Source organism: Priestia sp. 3CA3 (genome assembly GCF_056836725.1).
This window is the reverse complement of sequence record NZ_JBXENJ010000005.1, coordinates 175,613-192,432: the sequence shown is the minus strand read 5'-3', so window position 1 is coordinate 192,432 and position 16,820 is coordinate 175,613. Positions and strand designations below refer to the sequence as shown.

General features: G+C 38.9%; 16 protein-coding genes and 1 riboswitch. Of the genes, 3 read left to right on the top strand and 13 right to left on the bottom strand.

Annotated features, from left to right (window positions below; all coding sequences use genetic code 11):
- Positions 1–325: 325 nt before the first annotated feature.
- Entirely contained in the window at positions 326–1,909 is a 1,584-nt protein-coding gene (locus tag AC1VNJ_RS15115; protein WP_482641018.1) for a PAS domain S-box protein, read from the top strand.
- Positions 1,910–1,934: 25 nt separating this feature from the next.
- Here AC1VNJ_RS15115 and AC1VNJ_RS15110 read toward each other — a convergent pair whose 3' ends face one another.
- Both AC1VNJ_RS15110 and AC1VNJ_RS15105 read right to left on the bottom strand, forming a co-directional pair.
- Positions 1,935–3,629: a M3 family oligoendopeptidase gene (locus AC1VNJ_RS15110; RefSeq protein WP_033578376.1), complete on the bottom strand. Its 1,695-nt coding sequence runs from the start codon at positions 3,627–3,629 to the stop codon at positions 1,935–1,937.
- A gap of 171 nt (positions 3,630–3,800) precedes the next feature.
- Positions 3,801–4,271 carry a MarR family winged helix-turn-helix transcriptional regulator gene (locus AC1VNJ_RS15105; protein ID WP_013082231.1) on the bottom strand — a complete coding sequence of 157 codons (471 nt, stop codon included), beginning with the start codon at positions 4,269–4,271 and terminating at the stop codon, positions 3,801–3,803.
- Between the two features lie 199 nt (positions 4,272–4,470).
- Here AC1VNJ_RS15105 and AC1VNJ_RS15100 point away from each other — a divergent pair, with 199 nt between their 5' ends.
- Together AC1VNJ_RS15100 and AC1VNJ_RS15095 are read left to right on the top strand one after the other, a co-directional pair.
- A complete protein-coding gene (locus AC1VNJ_RS15100; RefSeq protein WP_482641017.1) occupies positions 4,471–5,238 on the top strand; it encodes a DUF4931 domain-containing protein in 768 nt (255 codons plus the stop codon).
- Between the two features lie 156 nt (positions 5,239–5,394).
- Positions 5,395–6,126, top strand: a complete 732-nt coding sequence (locus AC1VNJ_RS15095; RefSeq protein WP_028414161.1) for a ZIP family metal transporter — start codon at positions 5,395–5,397, stop codon at positions 6,124–6,126.
- A 64-nt stretch (positions 6,127–6,190) separates the two neighbouring features.
- On the opposite strand, the gene AC1VNJ_RS15090 is transcribed toward AC1VNJ_RS15095, so the two are convergent.
- The 11 genes from AC1VNJ_RS15090 to AC1VNJ_RS15040 form a co-directional block, all read right to left on the bottom strand.
- Positions 6,191–6,430: an aspartyl-phosphate phosphatase Spo0E family protein gene (locus tag AC1VNJ_RS15090; RefSeq protein WP_013082228.1), complete on the bottom strand. Its 240-nt coding sequence runs from the start codon at positions 6,428–6,430 to the stop codon at positions 6,191–6,193.
- Between the two features lie 277 nt (positions 6,431–6,707).
- On the bottom strand, positions 6,708–6,845 hold the full coding sequence (locus AC1VNJ_RS15085; RefSeq protein ID WP_165573317.1) for a hypothetical protein: 138 nt from the start codon (positions 6,843–6,845) through the stop codon (positions 6,708–6,710).
- A 127-nt stretch (positions 6,846–6,972) separates the two neighbouring features.
- Complete coding sequence (locus tag AC1VNJ_RS15080; RefSeq protein WP_482641016.1) at positions 6,973–8,313, bottom strand: CoA-disulfide reductase; 1,341 nt, start codon at positions 8,311–8,313, stop codon at positions 6,973–6,975.
- Positions 8,314–8,399: 86 nt separating this feature from the next.
- On the bottom strand, positions 8,400–9,434 hold the full coding sequence (locus AC1VNJ_RS15075; RefSeq protein ID WP_028414163.1) for an ABC transporter permease: 1,035 nt from the start codon (positions 9,432–9,434) through the stop codon (positions 8,400–8,402).
- Positions 9,431–10,936 carry a sugar ABC transporter ATP-binding protein gene (locus AC1VNJ_RS15070; RefSeq protein ID WP_028414164.1) on the bottom strand — a complete coding sequence of 502 codons (1,506 nt, stop codon included), beginning with the start codon at positions 10,934–10,936 and terminating at the stop codon, positions 9,431–9,433. Before AC1VNJ_RS15070 ends, AC1VNJ_RS15075 begins: the two co-directional genes overlap by 4 nt.
- A gap of 16 nt (positions 10,937–10,952) precedes the next feature.
- Positions 10,953–12,029 (bottom strand): sugar ABC transporter substrate-binding protein, encoded by a 1,077-nt coding sequence (locus tag AC1VNJ_RS15065; protein ID WP_028414165.1) that lies wholly within the window; start codon positions 12,027–12,029, stop codon positions 10,953–10,955.
- Positions 12,030–12,151: 122 nt separating this feature from the next.
- Entirely contained in the window at positions 12,152–12,667 is a 516-nt protein-coding gene (locus AC1VNJ_RS15060; RefSeq protein ID WP_098112865.1) for a cupin domain-containing protein, read from the bottom strand.
- 15 nt (positions 12,668–12,682) lie between these two features.
- Complete coding sequence (locus AC1VNJ_RS15055) at positions 12,683–13,321, bottom strand: methylthioribulose 1-phosphate dehydratase (RefSeq protein ID WP_028414166.1); 639 nt, start codon at positions 13,319–13,321, stop codon at positions 12,683–12,685.
- Positions 13,318–13,983: a 2-hydroxy-3-keto-5-methylthiopentenyl-1-phosphate phosphatase gene (locus tag AC1VNJ_RS15050; protein WP_048020344.1), complete on the bottom strand. Its 666-nt coding sequence runs from the start codon at positions 13,981–13,983 to the stop codon at positions 13,318–13,320. The genes AC1VNJ_RS15055 and AC1VNJ_RS15050 overlap by 4 nt, the downstream gene beginning before the upstream one ends.
- Positions 13,980–15,224 (bottom strand): 2,3-diketo-5-methylthiopentyl-1-phosphate enolase, encoded by a 1,245-nt coding sequence (mtnW, locus tag AC1VNJ_RS15045; RefSeq protein ID WP_033578371.1) that lies wholly within the window; start codon positions 15,222–15,224, stop codon positions 13,980–13,982. Before mtnW ends, AC1VNJ_RS15050 begins: the two co-directional genes overlap by 4 nt.
- 80 nt (positions 15,225–15,304) lie before the next feature.
- Positions 15,305–15,411, bottom strand: a riboswitch (SAM riboswitch).
- Positions 15,412–15,541: 130 nt separating this feature from the next.
- A complete protein-coding gene (locus AC1VNJ_RS15040) occupies positions 15,542–16,714 on the bottom strand; it encodes a pyridoxal phosphate-dependent aminotransferase (RefSeq protein ID WP_028414169.1) in 1,173 nt (390 codons plus the stop codon).
- Between the last annotated feature and the right edge of the window lie 106 nt (positions 16,715–16,820).

Genomic DNA, 16,820 nt, shown 5'->3' with positions numbered 1-16,820 from the left:
CGAATCATCTGAGCCTCTATGTAGTCACCATTCATATGGCTCTACTGGCAGTATAGCCTATCCAATTGGAAAAAAGTTCACTTTTACAAGGTTATCACAAAAGCTTTACATCTCCTTCATTTCGTTCATATTCCCCTCATATTTCCTTAATAGTTTATGACCAGCCACATTCTAGATCTATCTTCCTTGGTCTAAGTGCTCAATTCGGCTATTCACATAGTTGTAACTATGCTAATATGAGTGATATATTACTGTATCGTGCGACTAGCTGACTATGAAGTTATTCTCCTATAAAATTATTCACCATTTAAGAAAGGGATTTTTTATGGAATCACACAACCTCATAAAAAAACGTAATTTTATTCTTTTACTTATTTTTTGGCTGCTGTATTTTGTCCACATTGTGTTATATCACTTTATTGCAGCTGATCCTCATCCGATTGTTTTTATAAGCGGAGGAATTTTATTATTGGTAGTGACGGCTATGTATTACTTTCATTTTCATCCTGCTATCATTATGTATTCTTTTTTCATATGCTATTATGCCTATATTGCGTACATAACATCTATTGAACCTGCTGTTATTAATTATTTGTTTTTGTTTCTTGGAATAATTGTTAGCTTTATTTACTATAGCTATATCGCTATTGTAACTTCTACATTAATGTCCATAATAATTGTTTTGTACTTTTATGTAAGCAACACTCTTTTTACATCTGTGACTTTCGTGAAATTAGATATCGTTTATTTCATTTTGTTTACGCTGATCACAATGATTATTTTGTTGTATTGTGCTCATTTCTCTAAAAAATTGATTGCTATTACGACGGTCAAAATGAACAAAACCGAAGATGAACTTTACTCAGCTCAAGAGTATTTACAATCTTTTTTCACATACAATCGCGACGCCATTTCCGTGTTCAGTCTAGACGGCAAAGTGATTAAAGTAAACGATGCTTTTGGGCAAATATACGGATGGAAAGCGGAAGAAATTGTCGGAAAAGCCATCCCATTTATTCCTGCTAGCTTAAAAGGCGACGCTGAAAACCGATTAGAAAGGGTTAAAAAAGGAGAAAAGCTGGTAGCCTTTGAAACCCAAGATAAGCGAAAAGACGGAAAAATAATTGACGTAGAAATTACTGTTTCACCTATTTTTAATCGTGATCAGCAAGTCGTTGCGCTTTTTGGTATTTCACGCGATCTTACAGAAGAAAAGGAAACAGAAAAATTTCTTCGCCAAACCGATAAATTATCTTTAGCCGGCGAAATGGCAGCGGGCATCGCTCATGAAATTCGAAATCCGCTTACTTCCCTGAATGGATTTATTCAGCTTATTCATGAAGACAGCAGCCGCTACCATTCTTATACAACCATCATGCTGAGTGAACTGAATCGTATTAACTCAATCGTTGGAGAATTTTTATTGCTCGCTAAACCTCATGATACGGTTATGAAAAAACATGCATTCTCTACTATTTTAAATGACGTTATTCTTCTGTATGAATCAGAATGTGTATTAAAAAACGTCGTAGTTAAAACGCAGGTGGAAGCTCCGCATACATACATCTGCTGTGATGCCAATCAAATTAAGCAAGTACTCATTAATTTATTAAAAAATGCGCTCGAAGCTATGCCTAGCGGAGGAGAAATCCATTTAAACGTTACTCAGCATACTAAAGGCCTTACTATTTTCATTAAAGATACAGGAGTGGGTATTCCCTCAAATTTGCTTACGCACATTCAAAAGCCCTTTTTTACCACGAAGCCATCAGGCACCGGTCTTGGACTTGTTGTGATTAAAAACATTCTGTATCAGCATAAAGGAACATTTGAGATTAAAAGCACTGTGGGCGAAGGAACCAGCGTTACCCTTACGATTCCTTTATGGAAAGAAGGAACATGTCAATAAAAAAAAGCCGCAAACGCGGCTTTTTTTATAGCTTTTTATCATCAATACTATTTAAATAGCTTTCAATTTCATCTACTACAGACTGCACGCAGCCCTCTTCGAATGGAGAGATCAAATTCGCTTCCTCTACTAATTCTAAAAATGGCTTACTTCCGCCAAGCTTACACAAATGAACGTAATCTTGCCATGCTTGTTCATGATTTTCCCGATCTTTTTTCCAAAATTGAAATGCACAAATTTGAGCGAGCGTGTAATCAATATAATAAAACGGAGACGTGTAAATATGAAGCTGACGCTGCCAGAAGCCCCCGCTTTCTAGATAGTGATGGCCGTCATAGTTTTTAGAAGGCATATATTTCTTTTCAATTTCTCGCCACGTTTGTTTTCGTTCCGAAGGCGTCATCTCAGGGCGTTCGTATACAGCATGCTGAAATTCATCAACTGCTACCCCGTAAGGCAAGAAAGTTAAGCCTGAGCTTAAATGAGAAAACTGGTATTTATCTTTGTCCTCTTTAAAGAACAACTCCATCCAAGGCCATGTAAAATACTCCATGCTCATCGAATGAATTTCAGCTCCTTCATGCGTAGGCCAGTGATACTCATTGGTTTCCATATCTCGGCTGGAATACACTTGAAAAGCATGCCCTGCTTCATGCGTTAACACATCAATATCGCCTGATGTTCCATTAAAGTTTGAAAAAATAAACGGCGCTTTGTATTCTTCAATAAACGTACAGTAGCCTCCGCCTGCTTTGCCCTTTTTAGCGACTAAATCCATTAAATTATTTTCAAGCATAAAGGAAAAAAATTCGTCCGTTTCTTTAGAAAGCTCCTTATACATAACCCGTCCATTTTCAATAATCCACTTTTCATCACCTTTTGGCACTGCGTTTCCTGTTTCAAACTGAAACGGTTCATCATAATAAGTTAAGCTCTCTACTTGAATTCTTTCCTGCTGACGCTTTTTTAGTTTTTCAGTAAGGGGAACAATATACTCTTTCACTTGTTGGCGAAAAGCGGCAACCATTTCAGCATCGTACCCTATTCTAGACATACGAGCATAGCCCACTTCTACGAAATTTTTATAGCCTAATTTTTCAGCAAGCTTGGTCCGCACTTTTACAAGCTTGTCGTAAATATCATCAAATTCCTCTTCATGATCAGTGAAAAATTGAAACTTCGCTTCTGCTGCTTTTTTTCTCATTTCTCGATCAGATGACTCCATAAACGGATCGAGCTGAGCTAACGTTCTTTCTTCTCCTTCAAATACAATTTTAGCTGACGCCACTAGCTTCGTATATTGAGATGATAGCTTATTTTCTTCCTGTAGCTCTTTTACTATTTCAGGAGAGAACGTTTTTAACTGCATTTCAGCAAGAGAAAACAGCTGCTTTCCCCACTTTTCTTCTAGTTCCGGTTTAAAAGGTGAAGAGATTAAGGCTTTGTAAAATTTCTCTACGTATCCTTCTAAAAGCGGCTGTGTTTCATCAAAATAGTCTTGTTCTTCTTTATAAAATTCATTGGCTGTGTCGATAGAATGACGAATATAGCAGATGTTCCCCATTGTACTGTACTGAGAATATGCATCGTTTGCTAGACGAATTGCCTCATTTTGCTGACTGACTGACCCTGCTTCCGTAAAATGTGTAATGGCCTTTTCAAACTGCTTTTCAATTTCATTCATATCAGGTCGCGTATATGTATAATTCTCAAATTTCATCATTTATTCCCCTTCCTCTATATGTCTGTATGTAACCTAATTCGTTTTTATCCAGCTGTATTCCTGTTAATTTCAATTTTTTGTCACTTTTTATTTTTTATGTCGATTGGTCATGAAAGAAGTCATAGAAAAAACTCGTTTGTTCAACAGAAACAAACGAGCTTTCCTTACTTAATTAGTCGATTCCGGCAAAAATTCATCTGCATAGTGCCCTAGTTTCTTAAGCATCGAAATGGCAACTTCCTTTTCTTCGCTAGATAAAACGGATAAAATATCATGAATTCTTTTTTCGTGACTCGGAAACATGCTTTCAATCATTTCCTTGCCTTGCTTGGTGATAGCTGCATAGGTTACGCGACGATCGTTCGGACAAGCAACGCGCTCCAAGAAGCCTTTTTTCTCAAGCTTGTCTACTACATACGTAATACTGCCGCTTGCCAACAGAATTTTTCCGCCAATTTGCTGAAGAGGCTGCTGGCCTTTGTGGTACAATAACTCTAGGACAGCAAATTCGGTTGGATTCATTCCATGCTGTTGAATAAATTTATGCACATGATCATTAATTGAACGATTGGCACGAGATAGTACAATAAATAATTTAAGAGATTGGTCTAACTCTTCTCTAGTTACATCATTCGTCATTTTAATCAGTTCCTTTGATATTATCTTGATATCAAGATAATACTAAAATTTCCCTTCAAAGTCAATCAAAGCAGGCTTATTTCATCGGTTATTCTCTCTGCTTGTACAATTTTTTTGATAAAAAATGTATATAAGTGGATTTATACATATGCTTTTAATACAATAAACATATGAACATTACATAAAAAGGTGAATGATTATGAAACCAACCCATTTATTATTTAATTCCGCGATTGGTTCGCAAAAGCCTGAAACAATCGTTAACCGGCAAAACCCCTGTCCCTTTTGCGACGTAGAATCTCTTACAGGCATCATTGAAAAACAAGGACCTATCATTTGGCTAAAAAATAAGTTTCCCGTTCTGCAAGATGCTTATCAGACGGTTATTATTGAGACCGATGAGTGTTTTTCAGAACTATCTATTTATCCAAAAGAACATCTGTATACCTTGCTGAGTTTTGCTACTGAACGATGGATATCGATGATGAACAGCGGAGAATATGCTTCTGTTCTTTTCTTTAAAAACCACGGCCCCATGTCCGGAGGATCATTACGACATCCTCATATGCAAATTATTGGTTTAAATGAGATGGATGTAAATGAAAATGTGAAGCTAGAGCAGTTTGAAGGAGTCACAATTGCCAAAAATGAACACGTCACATTTAATTTATCTGTAAAACCTCGAATGGGCTTTTTTGAATTTAACGTGATAACAGATCAGCTTGACAAAGAGCTGCACACGTTTGCAGATTATCTTCAAACGGCTGCTCACTATTTATTAAATCATTTTCATCGTAGCTGCACGAGCTACAACTTGTTTTTTTATAATCTTAAAAACGGCAAAATTGCAGCGAAAATCATTCCTCGCTTTGCCACATCTCCTTTGTATGTAGGATATGGCATTCCTCAAGTTTCCAATAAGCTTGAGCACATTGCTAACCAAGTTCAGGAGCTGTACTTCACCTAAAAAGTTGAACCTTCACTGGTTCAACTTTTTTGTAAAATTATTGCATAAAGCTGTTCATTTTTAAAATAGTCATGCTCATAGAAAACAAAAAAACATACACTAAAAGAACGATGTGAATTGAGGATAAAAAGAAGAATACGTAAAAGGAGACGGTTTATGACTGAGGTACTAATTGGAAGCATTCTTTCTGCGCTATCGACTGGAGTAGGCGCTTTGCCTATTCTATTTTTGAATCAAGAACTCACTCATCGCTGGAAAGATATACTTCTTGCGCTCACTGCAGGCATTATGACAGCAGCTTCTACTATGAGCTTAATTCCAGAATCTCTTCAAAGCGGCGGTTTTTTTTCCTTAGCGATTGGCTTACTGCTTGGCGTGGTAACATTAACACTCTTGGAGCAGAATATTCCTCACATTGATCTTGAGCATTCTAAAACCGGCATACAGTTTGATGAAAAAGCACTTTTAATTGTTTCCGCTATTACGTTGCACAACCTTCCTGAAGGACTGTCTGTTGGTGTGAGCTACGCTTCAAATGTTGAAAATACAGGGAACTTAATTGCCCTTGCAATCGGTCTTCAAAATGCACCTGAAGGACTGTTGGTCGCGCTATTTTTAGCTCAGCAAAATATCAGTAAAATAAAAGCATTTTTAATTGCTACCCTTACAGGATCAGTTGAAATTGTAACGTCTTTACTCGGGTTTTATTTAACTAATTTTGTGGAGTCTCTCGTTTCATATGGATTAGCGTTTGCTGCTGGAGCCATGCTTTTTATTATTTATAAAGAGTTAATTCCGGAAAGTCACGGCGATGGAAACGAAAGATTTGCTACTTATTCGTTTATTTTTGGTATTTTGTTTATGATTTTTTTAATTAACATTTTTTAAAGCTGAAGAGAGGCCACGGGCAGCGTAATTGTTTCACTGCCCGATCCCGAATGCTTGTCCTGCATTACAGCTTTGAAAAAGATAAAAAGCGGCTAATCAGTGTGGCAAACGATGTCTTTTCTTCCTCTTCTTTTAAACGCTGCTTTTGATAAACGAGTAAGAGCTGATCAAGCTCTTGACTACAGGTAACGGTTTCTTCATTAGTCAGACCTTTTTCTTCTCCGAGCTGCACCATCTTTTGTCTTTTTTGGACGATTTCCACTAATAATCTCTCTGATTTCGTTCTATTTCTCACTCCAAACACAAAATCCTCTCCTATGACAAAGAAATTAGCTTATAACGCATTATTACAAATTCTACTAAATATGTAAATAGAGTCGCAATAATAGACATTTTTTTCGCAAAAAAATTATTTTGTCGGAATTTATAAACGCTTACATTACTATAGGAATACCGTTTATCTTTTTTTTACAAGTTGTTTTTCGACAAAAGATGCTGCTTGTCGAATAAAAAAGAGGTTGAGACATAACGAAATAAATCCAATCGAAAGACGAACAAATGAGATACATGAGCTGGACTGCTTATGACACCGCAATTGATTTCCGTGCAAGGCTTCGCTTTCCGCGGGCGGCCGCTGAGCCTCCTCGTCGCTTTCGCTCCTGCGGGGTCTCACCTGTTCCGCTTTTCCCGCAGGAGTCTTCTCCTTGCCCTCCAATCAATTGCTAGAAGGAACGAAACAAATAAAACGATGTGCACCATCACACAAAAAAAGAACCACTCATCAAACAGGTTGATGAATGGTTCTTTTTTTACTTGGACTCAACTACTTTTGTCCCAGCCTCTTTTTTATTCAGCTTTTTGAGCAGCGATTTGTACAGCATCCCATACCGTAGCAAAAGGAGGGGCATATGAAAGATCTAGCATGGTTATTTCATCTGTTGTGAGGCGGCAAGTAATAGCTGTCGCAAATACATCGATTCGTTTTGCAACTCCTTCTTTCCCAATCATTTGAACTCCTAAAATCTCTTTTGTTTCAGGATGATAAACAAGTTTTATGACCATCTTCTCAGCTCCTGGATAGTAAGAAGCATGACTCGGAGCCTCGGCTGTGATGGCTTTGTATAAAAGAGAATTTTCTCTTGCTTCTCTTTCTGAGATGCCGGTTTTTCCAATTTCATAGTCCATCACTTTGACAATACTTGTACCTAGAACACCCGGAAATTCTCTATTTTCTCCCCCTAATCGGTAACCAAGAACCCTTCCCTGCTTATTGGCAATGGTTCCAAGAGCAATATGAACGTCTTTTTTTAATACGCGGTGATAGCTCGTTGCACAATCTCCCGCTGCGTAGATATGAGGCACGTTGGTTTCCAACTTCTCGTTTACTAAAATAGCTCCATTTTCAAGCATTCTTAGTCCGTTTCTTTCTAAGAATTGCGTATTCGGACGAACTCCTACATTTACAATCACTAAATCCGTTTGGTACGTTTGACGGTTTGTTTGAACGTGAGTGACGGAACCATCTGAATGCAGCAATGCTTCCACTTCTTCTTCGAAATGAAATAAAATATCGTCATCTAGCTGCTTTTGTAAATGCTCTGCCATGTCTTGATCTAAAATAGATAGAATCTGCTTTCCCTGTTCAATGACCCGTACTTCTTTTCCCAAAGCCTTCATTGCTTCAGCTACTTCCATTCCGACATATCCTCCACCAATAATAGTGACTTTTTCTACGGAGTGAGCCTGTAGATATGTATAGATTCTTTCGCTGTCTTCTAATGACTTTAATGTGCATACATTCGGCATGTTATCACTCATAAAATTAGGTTTAACAGCCGCTGTTCCAGTTGCAATGATGAGTTCATCATATGTTATCTCTTTTTCAGCGTGCGTTTTGACATCTTGTGCTACTATGTATTTCTTTGTATGGTTTACTTCTTTAACTTCGTGAAAAAGATGGACGGAGATATTTCGCTCTTCAAACTCTTGTTTCGTACGAGCAATCAAATCGTCTTTTTCTTTTACAACACCTGACAGATAGTAAGGCATGCCACATGCGCTGTAAGAGATATCTCCACCTTTTTCAAACACAAGGATTTCCACTTCTTCTTTTTCTTTCATCCGGCGAAGCTGTGAAGCTGCGCTCATTCCGGCGGCTACTCCTCCTATAATGACGACACGTTTCATCTATACTCCCTCTTTCTACATAAATAATAGATTATACTATTGTTTTTCCTTATTCTTCCCGATTTCAAACGAAAAAAAACGGCTGTTTACACAGCCGTAGATGTTTGTTTCGAGCGGTAATACGTTAGAGCCAAGGCTCCTGCTAATACAGCTCCTTTAATAATATCTTGCATATAATACGGAACATTTAGCATCGTTAATCCATTTAACAGCACACCAATTAAAATAGAGCCAATCAGCGTCCCGAATACATTCGGTTTCCCTGCTCCAAATACGGAAAAGCCAATGTATGTCGCAGCTACGGCATCCATTAAAAATGGTGAGCCTGCGTTCACTTCTCCTACTCCAATACGGGCAGCTAAAACGACTCCTCCAATTCCAGCAAGCAAACCTGAAAACATATAGGCATACATACGATAACGATTAACCGGTACACCCGAAAGTCTTGCTGCTTCTATGTTACCTCCTGTTACGTAGAAAAAACGACCAAACTTTGTATAGGAAAAAACGATATGAACAAGCAGCACAGTCAGCAGCATAATGATCACAGGGACGGGAATACCTAGAAAGTGACCTTGCCCCAGCGCAAGGAAAGAAGGAATGAAAATTCCCGGAGCTCTTTCTCCGCTTGGTAAAGGCATATTGGTATAAATAGCTGAGCCTTTTGTATACGTTAATAAAATCCCCTGTACGATAAACATCATTGAAAGCGTGGCTAAAATATCAGGAATCTTTACTTTCACTACTAAAAAAGCATTCACTAACCCGATGAGAAGCGATGCAATAATCGGAACAATGATCGCAACTGCAATTTCTTGTCTGTGTAAAACGAGCATAGAAGCTGATAAAATAGTGGCTAAACCAGCCGTAGATCCTACAGATAAGTCGAGTCCGTTGACGGTTAACGATATCGTTACACCAAGCGCAATTAAGGTAACAATGGAAATAGAGCGCAGAATATCACTAATATTTTCTCCTGTTAAAAAGTTAGGTGTGGCAATGGAAAAAATAATCATAATAACAAAAATCATTAAGACTGTCCCATATTTGTAAAAAAAGTCGAAAACGCTTATTTTTCTCTTTGGTTTCGCTACAGGTTCTGTTACATACTCCGCACTCATCCTTTTACTCCTCCTGCTGTATAATAAAATAATTTTTCACTAGTTGCTTCTTCTTTGGATAATTCTTTCACGATTTTCCCGTTGTACATAACATAAATTCGATCCGCTACCCCTAGCAGCTCTTCGAATTCACAGGTTGCATAAACAACGCCTTTTTGCTGTGACACAAGACCTGTAATTAAGTCGAATATCTCTCGTTTGGAGCCCACATCAACCCCTTTAGTAGGCTCATCGAACAACAGTACGTCAGAATCCGTAACAAGCCATTTTCCGATTGCTACTTTCTGCTGATTTCCACCGCTTAACGTTCCAACTGACTGCTCGATAGAATGAGACTTTACGCCAACTTGCCCAGTCGTTTTCTGCGCTTTTTCTTTGATCTTTCCTCGCTTTAGAAACGAATAATTTGTAAAGCGGGACAGACTTGGCAAAACTAAGTTATCGGCAATCGATTCATGAACAAAAATTCCTTCTTTTCTTCGTTCTTCAGGAACAAGAGAAAGACCTTGTGCAATATAATAATACGGCTGCTTATTCAACTTTAGTTTCTTTCCTTTTAACCGAACGCTGCCGCTGACATATTGCTCTAAACCAAATAGACTTCGGCAAAGCTCCGTTTTCCCTGCTCCTACAAGCCCTGCAATACCGACTACCTCTCCTTCTTTTACATGAAAAGAGATATTCGAAAGGCGCCCTGGAAGGGATAATGCTTCTACATGTAAAAGTTCGTTTCCAACTTCTACCGATTTTTTGACCCACTGTTTTACAGAAGACGTTCCTAACATGAGCGTAATCACGTCTTCAATTGATGTATGTGAAGTTTCTTTTGTAGCTACATAGCGTCCGTCCTTTAAAACCGTTAAGCGGTCGCAAATATCAACCACTTCTTGAAGGCGATGTGAAATATAAATAATGCCTACTCCGCTTTTCTTCAGCTCTCTCATCACAGAAAACAATTGTTTCGTCTCTTCCACACTAAGAGGTGCGGTTGGTTCATCCAAAATTAAATAATCAACATTCTGTACAATTGCACGTGCAATAAGCACCTGCTGTTTTTCTGATAGAGTTAGATCAACAACATTTTTTTTAACGGATAAAGAAGAACCAAGTAAAGAAAGAGCTTCTTCCGCTTTCTTATAAATAGATTTCCAGTTTACAAATGTCTTACTTTTCTTAGAAACCTGCACGTCTAACACAATGTTTTCAGCTACTGATAGCGAAGGAATCAGCGCTACATCGACTTCTTGGTGTACAATGCCGATGCCGTGGCTCTTCGCTTCTTTAGGAGAAGAAATAGAGATTTCTCCTCCGTCTTTGTAAATCTTTCCTTCGTACTCGTCGTAAGCTCCGCACAATATTTTCATCAACGTACTTTTACCGGCACCATTGGCTCCCAATAAAGCATGAATTTCCCCTTTTTGAACAGTAAAATCAACTTTGTTCAGCGCTTGAAAAGAACCAAAGTTTTTTGTAATGTTCTTCATTGAAAGCTCGTTCGTCATGTCTGTCCCTCCACTTCTACTCTTTTTTACCCCATTCTTCTACGTACTGACTAAGCTGGTCCATATTAATCGTTTGATTAGGCAAGTCAGTTTGTTTGACTAAAACCGGATCAAAGGAATAATAACGAGGGATCTCTTGACCGGAAATCTTTTTAAGAAGCAGATCAACCTGCTTTTCTCCTACTGAAGCTGGGTTTACAGCAGCTGACGCTTTCCACGGGCTGTTTTTTGCCTGCATCATTTGCAGGTCTTCATCAGATAAGTCCACTCCATATACCTTAATCTCATCTCGTCCTGCTTCTTTAATCGCTCTTGTGACTCCTTTTGCAAATTCGTCCCAAGGTGCCCAAACGGCTGCAATGTCTCCTTTATTTGGATACTGCTTTAATACAGCCGCCATTTTATTTTGAGTGTCTAGAGAGGTGTTGTCTGTTGCGCTTCCAAACGTGGCAATTTGTTTTACATCTGGATAGCGATTCATCATAATTTTATAAATGCTGTCGCGTTTTTCCATCGGTGCAAAGCCTCCAACAAACGCATATACAATATTTCCTTTTCCGTTAATGTCCTGCATCATTTGCTTTAGCCCCTGGAGCGCAAGCATATAATCATCTTGGTCAATCGTTGTAACGCCTTCTACTTTTAATTCTACGTCTGTTGCAATAACGGGAATCCCTTTTGCAATCGCGCGCTTCACGCCAGGTTCAAGGGTTTCAGCCCGGCCGTGGTCAATCATAATACCGTCAACATTTTGGTTAATAGCCGTGTCTAAATACGCCGCCATTTTAGATTGATCATTATTAGAATCAGAAACGGATAGCTGTACTCCTGCTTTTTTAGCCGCTTTTGTCACACCTGTTATGTACTGAGCAGCGTGAGTGCCTGACGTAAATTCAGAAATAAGAGCAATTTTTGTATCTTTCGTAATCTTTTTTCCTTCTTGCTGTACAGGCTTAGCAGAAGCCGCTTGCTGCGCTGGAGCTGCCTGTGCTTTCTCGTTTAGACTTGGCTGTTCTTTCGTGCAGGCAGCCAGCGCAAAAACTAGAAGCACGAGCAAAGTAAGTGGCCACAGCATTTTTTTACTCTTTTTCATGGTGTTCCTCCTATTAAACTTATTATTCATATAAAAATAGTTAGTTTTATAATAATCCAAAGAATACCCCGCTTTTAGATGTAAAAGCGGGGTGATCATGACCTATGCTTTACAAGTAGTTGTTATGCGTAAATAGGTACCCATCCTTCAGTTGTCACGAAAATTCGCACAGCGACTACTTTACGATCTTCCATTAGTGTAAAGTAATGAAGAATGTTTTCTGGTACTGAAATTAAATCGCCCGGCTCTAATTCAACATCAAAAAATTCACCGTCTTTTCCTTGAATAACAAAGATTCCATGACCGCTTACGATAAAGCGAACTTCGTCATCTGTATGAATATGCTTGCGCTGAAAGTTTTTTAACAATTCATCAATGTTTGGTGTAGATTCCGATAACGAGATAACATCTTGAGCTTTATAGCCGCGGCGTTCAGAAATATCTTTAATATCCTCACCAAAAGCGTTTAAAATTTCTGTTTTTTCTTCATCAGTTAAATCATATTTTTCACGAAGATTTTCTGGAAGTTTTGTAATATCCCAGTTTTCATAAATAACTTCATTGTTTGCCAGAAAAACTGATACTTCCTCTTGAGTTTCAATCCTTTTATTATTTACATGTAAGCGAATTTGCGCCATTTTTATTTCCTCCTTTTATAAATGCACCTTTGGCTTAATGCCTTTAAGTGATAGTAATTTCACATGGTAGCTAAATAGAAATTCATAGGCTTCTAGCGCTTTTTTTGTTTCAAACGCATTTTTCCCCCATACCGTAATCCCGTGGTTACGAATTAAAATCGCGCCTTGATCGCCTTTTATATGGTGAGAAAATTCTTCTGCTAGTGTCGGAATATCCGCGTAATTCGGAATAATCGGAACAGTAATTTCCGCATCTTCCTCCCAAATACCCAGTGCCTTAATAATTTCTTGGCCTTTGAATGAAATAAACCCTTCATCTCCGTACAGTTCAGAGATCACGTTGTTGTCGATTGTATGTACATGAAGGCTGCACCCAGCATTCGTTGACTCGTAAATCTTAACGTGTAAAAGCGTTTCAGCAGAAGGCTTTAAATGCGTTTCTTCTGCAGGCTTCCCGTATTGATCAACTAACAAAAAGTCTTCATTTGTGCGTTTTCTTTTATCTTTTCCACTTGCTGATACAAAGAAAGTTGTCGGATTTTGATCCACTTTAATCGCTAAGTTTCCGCTTGTACCGAAGAACCAATCGCGCTCTGCCAACTCATCTTTTATATCTGCAAGCTCGTGTAATCTTTGCTGAGCCATAATACTCATGCTTTCACCTCTTCTGTTAATTCTTGTAAATGGTGAATCACATCATAAAAAGTAGAAAAAGGACGATACGGTAGAGATAGCTCTTCGCATTTTTTAATTAAAAAGTCACGCGCAATGACAGTGTCAGCTAATTTGGCAGCCTGCAAATCTGTAATTGAATCGCCAATAACAACCGTATGATCTCTTTCATCTGCAAGATGGCGAATAATCGTTGGCTTACAGCAGCCGCAGTCATTTGTACACTGTTTATCACATGTATGAGGCCACGTAATGGAAATATGCTCACCGGAAAAATCAGATCCGTTGCAGTAGAGCATTTCCTCTGCAACTCGATTTCCCAAAAGCGGTTTTACAAAAAAGTCAATTCCTCCGCTTACAATATAAAGCGGAATATGATGCTCTTTTGTATAGGCAATAAAATCATCAAATCCATCTCGAATAGCAGACGTCTCTAAAATATAAGAAATAATATCTTCCTTTAATTCCACGGGAAGCAAGGCAAACATTTGCCCTACTCCTTCTTGAATGGAGACGCGCTGTGCTAGCACGTCGTCTTTAATACTTTCCCACTCCGGAGGAGCAAATTGTTTCATAATAGCAATAATGTTATCGCTATTTGTGATTGTTCCATCAAAGTCACAAAAGATTTTTAACGATGTCATGCTTTCACCTCTACTGTTCCCCATAGTTGCAAAGCTTTTTGCAACTCTTTTGATTCTTCCGCTTTTTCGGCTAGTGTTTGATGAGAGAGTACTCCATCTATCGCCGCACGGAATGCTTTTCCTCCTCCGATAGCGCCGTCTGGATGACCGTGAACTCCGCCTCCTGCATTAATAATGCTGTCGATTCCAAAGTCCTTCACAAGCTGCGGTACCATCCCAGGATGAATTCCTGCTGAAGGAACCGGGAAAGTCTGCTTATATTTGTACACAGGACGCGTTAATTCGTAGGCAATGCCTGTCGTATCTTCAAGAGAAAGCGCTACGCTTCCGTATGGTGATGGAAACAGTGAGAAATCTGCTCCGGCTAAGCGCAATAGTTTTCCAAGCAGTAATGAATTTGAAAAACCGTAAAACTCTGATGGCGTAAGCGCTCCGCTAACAGCTGGGTGTGCCATAATCGGCAAGTTAATTTCATCATCTTCTCGAAGTGCCTGCAGTACGTCTAACCCGTAAGCAAATACGTTGAATAAAAGAGCATCGGCTCCTAGCTCAGCTGCTTTTCTCGCTTTTTCTTTTAATTCAAACGTTCGTCCCGTTAAATTAACAGCATACAGCGTGCGGTGTCCCGTTTTTTCGTATACGTCATTCAGTACTTTTTTTCCTTCTGTAACGCGAGTTTCAAAAGGTGTTCGTTCACTATCAAACAAAATCTCGTCGTCTTTAACCAAATCCACTCCGCCAAGCGCTTGCTCACGCAGCTGAGTTGTTAAGTACGTCATGTCTCTTCCAATCACGCCTTTAAAAATACTCATCACAAGCGGACGGTCATAAACGCCTAGTTTCTCTCGTATACCTTCTATTCCAAAGCGCGGTCCTGGGAATTCAGCTAATAATTCATCAGGAAAATCCAAGTCTAATAATTTCACTTTTCCATCAAGTGATAGTTTTCCGAAAACCGTAACTAAAATAGCCGGTAAATCTCTTGAAAAGTTGGCAGTTGGATAAGCAATTTTGACAATAGCCTGCTTAACCTCTCCGCCTAAATATCCGTTAACACGTTCGCAGTCTTGAAGCTCAGTTACGGATACGACGCGCCCTTTATGCTTTTGAAGCTGCTGTTGATCTAAAAGCGGCAGATCTGTCCATGAGCCGACGGTTAGTCCTAAAGCGATTCCTTCCGCTTTTTTATGAAAATTTCCTTTATTGTCATGTAGTAAGTAGCTTGCAACGATTTCACTCATTATGCTAAAAACTCCCTTGCTGTTTAATATCGTTAATAAAAAAAACCTCTTCTGTGATTAAGAAGAGGCTTTCGTTGCTCTTCTTATCTCTCAGCTTCTGCTGCAAGAATTAGCACCGTGCTTAACATGCGTTAAGTCGGTTGCCGGGCTTCATCGGGCTAGTCCCTCCACCTACTCTTAATAAGAAAGTTGCTATTTATTTAAATTGAATTCGTAGATTATATACTAAATAAAAAATACCGCTAGGATTTATCGGTTATTAATCTCGTTAACTTCTTACATATTAAGCCAACTCAAAAAGGATTGTCAATGCGTTTTTAAAATAAATTTAATTTTTTTATTCGAGATACAGCTTCTCTCATGCGTTCTTCATCCGTCAGCAGTCCTACGCGCACATAGCCTTCACCATATGTTCCGAAGCCTACTCCAGGTGCCACTACAACGTGGGCTTTTTCAAGAAGTAAATCTGAAAATTGTTCAGAAGTATATCCTTTAGGAACTTTTAGCCATGCAAAAAAAGAACCCGCTGGAGATGTAACGTCCCAACCAATTTCTTGAAGCCCTTGAATAAAGGTATTACGTCTAGATTCATAGCGCTTAACTAAATCATTCACACATTGTTGAGATTCTAACAGAGCTGCCGCTGCTGCCTCTTGAACCGCCCCAAAGAGGCTGACATACATATGATCTTGAAGAAGATTAATAGCTTCTACTACACTTTCATTTCCTACAGCAAATCCAACTCGCCATCCCGCCATGTTATACGTTTTAGAAAGAGTATAAATTTCAATTCCCGTCTCTTTTGCACCAGGAGTCTGTAAAAAGCTGATTGGCTTTTTACCATCAAATCCAATGGCTCCGTAGGCAAAGTCGTGTACCACACAAATATCGTGCTTGGCAGCAAACGCCACGGTGTCTTCAAAAAATTCTGCCGTTGCCACTGCACCGGTAGGATTATTCGGATAGTTTAAAAACATGAGCTTTGCCTGTTCTTTAGCACGTTCACCTATCTCTTCGTATACGGGCAGAAAATGATTTTCAGCCGTGAGCGGCATCACTTCCATCTTTGCTTTTGCAAGCTCTACTCCAGACCAGTAATCAGGATATCCAGGATCCGGAACCAGCACCGTATCTCCAGGGTTTAATAAGCACTGCGGAATTTCTACAAGTCCACCCTTCCCGCCAAACAAAATAGCTACTTCTTTTTCAGGATCCACATCAACGCCATATTCTCGTTTATAAAAAGTCGCAACGGCCTCTTTTAAAAACTGGTGCCCCCGAAATGGAGAATATTTATGATGCATAGGATTAGCACTTGCTTTTTGGAGTGTTTCTACAATATGTGAAGGAGTAGGCTGATCAGGATTTCCCTGCCCTAAGTTAATAACGTCGTGCCCTTGGGCCATTACTTTTCCTACCTTGCCTACAAGTGATGCAAAAAATTGTTTTGGTAAACTTTTTAATAGTTCCGATTGCTCAAATTGTTTCATCATCGCACACCTTCTCAAAAAATTCTTGAAATTCTAGTCACAAATAATATATTGTAATACTCAACTTGTAAAGTCATTTTTTTCAACTACTAAAAAAAGGACGGAT

What these genes read in the sequence shown, in the direction of transcription:
- AC1VNJ_RS15105 (WP_013082231.1), bottom strand. Translation starts at nt 4,271, where the DNA reads ATGACGAATGATGTAACTAGAGAAGAGTTAGACCAATCTCTTAAATTA.
- AC1VNJ_RS15095 (WP_028414161.1), top strand. Translation starts at nt 5,395, where the DNA reads ATGACTGAGGTACTAATTGGAAGCATTCTTTCTGCGCTATCGACTGGA.
- AC1VNJ_RS15070 (WP_028414164.1), bottom strand. Translation starts at nt 10,936, where the DNA reads ATGACGAACGAGCTTTCAATGAAGAACATTACAAAAAACTTTGGTTCT.
- AC1VNJ_RS15115 (WP_482641018.1), top strand. Translation starts at nt 326, where the DNA reads ATGGAATCACACAACCTCATAAAAAAACGTAATTTTATTCTTTTACTT.
- AC1VNJ_RS15065 (WP_028414165.1), bottom strand. Translation starts at nt 12,029, where the DNA reads ATGAAAAAGAGTAAAAAAATGCTGTGGCCACTTACTTTGCTCGTGCTT.
- AC1VNJ_RS15050 (WP_048020344.1), bottom strand. Translation starts at nt 13,983, where the DNA reads ATGACATCGTTAAAAATCTTTTGTGACTTTGATGGAACAATCACAAAT.
- AC1VNJ_RS15075 (WP_028414163.1), bottom strand. Translation starts at nt 9,434, where the DNA reads ATGAGTGCGGAGTATGTAACAGAACCTGTAGCGAAACCAAAGAGAAAA.
- AC1VNJ_RS15055 (WP_028414166.1), bottom strand. Translation starts at nt 13,321, where the DNA reads ATGAGTATTATGGCTCAGCAAAGATTACACGAGCTTGCAGATATAAAA.
- mtnW (WP_033578371.1), bottom strand. Translation starts at nt 15,224, where the DNA reads ATGAGTGAAATCGTTGCAAGCTACTTACTACATGACAATAAAGGAAAT.
- AC1VNJ_RS15110 (WP_033578376.1), bottom strand. Translation starts at nt 3,629, where the DNA reads ATGAAATTTGAGAATTATACATATACGCGACCTGATATGAATGAAATT.
- AC1VNJ_RS15040 (WP_028414169.1), bottom strand. Translation starts at nt 16,714, where the DNA reads ATGAAACAATTTGAGCAATCGGAACTATTAAAAAGTTTACCAAAACAA.
- AC1VNJ_RS15060 (WP_098112865.1), bottom strand. Translation starts at nt 12,667, where the DNA reads ATGGCGCAAATTCGCTTACATGTAAATAATAAAAGGATTGAAACTCAA.
- AC1VNJ_RS15100 (WP_482641017.1), top strand. Translation starts at nt 4,471, where the DNA reads ATGAAACCAACCCATTTATTATTTAATTCCGCGATTGGTTCGCAAAAG.
- AC1VNJ_RS15080 (WP_482641016.1), bottom strand. Translation starts at nt 8,313, where the DNA reads ATGAAACGTGTCGTCATTATAGGAGGAGTAGCCGCCGGAATGAGCGCA.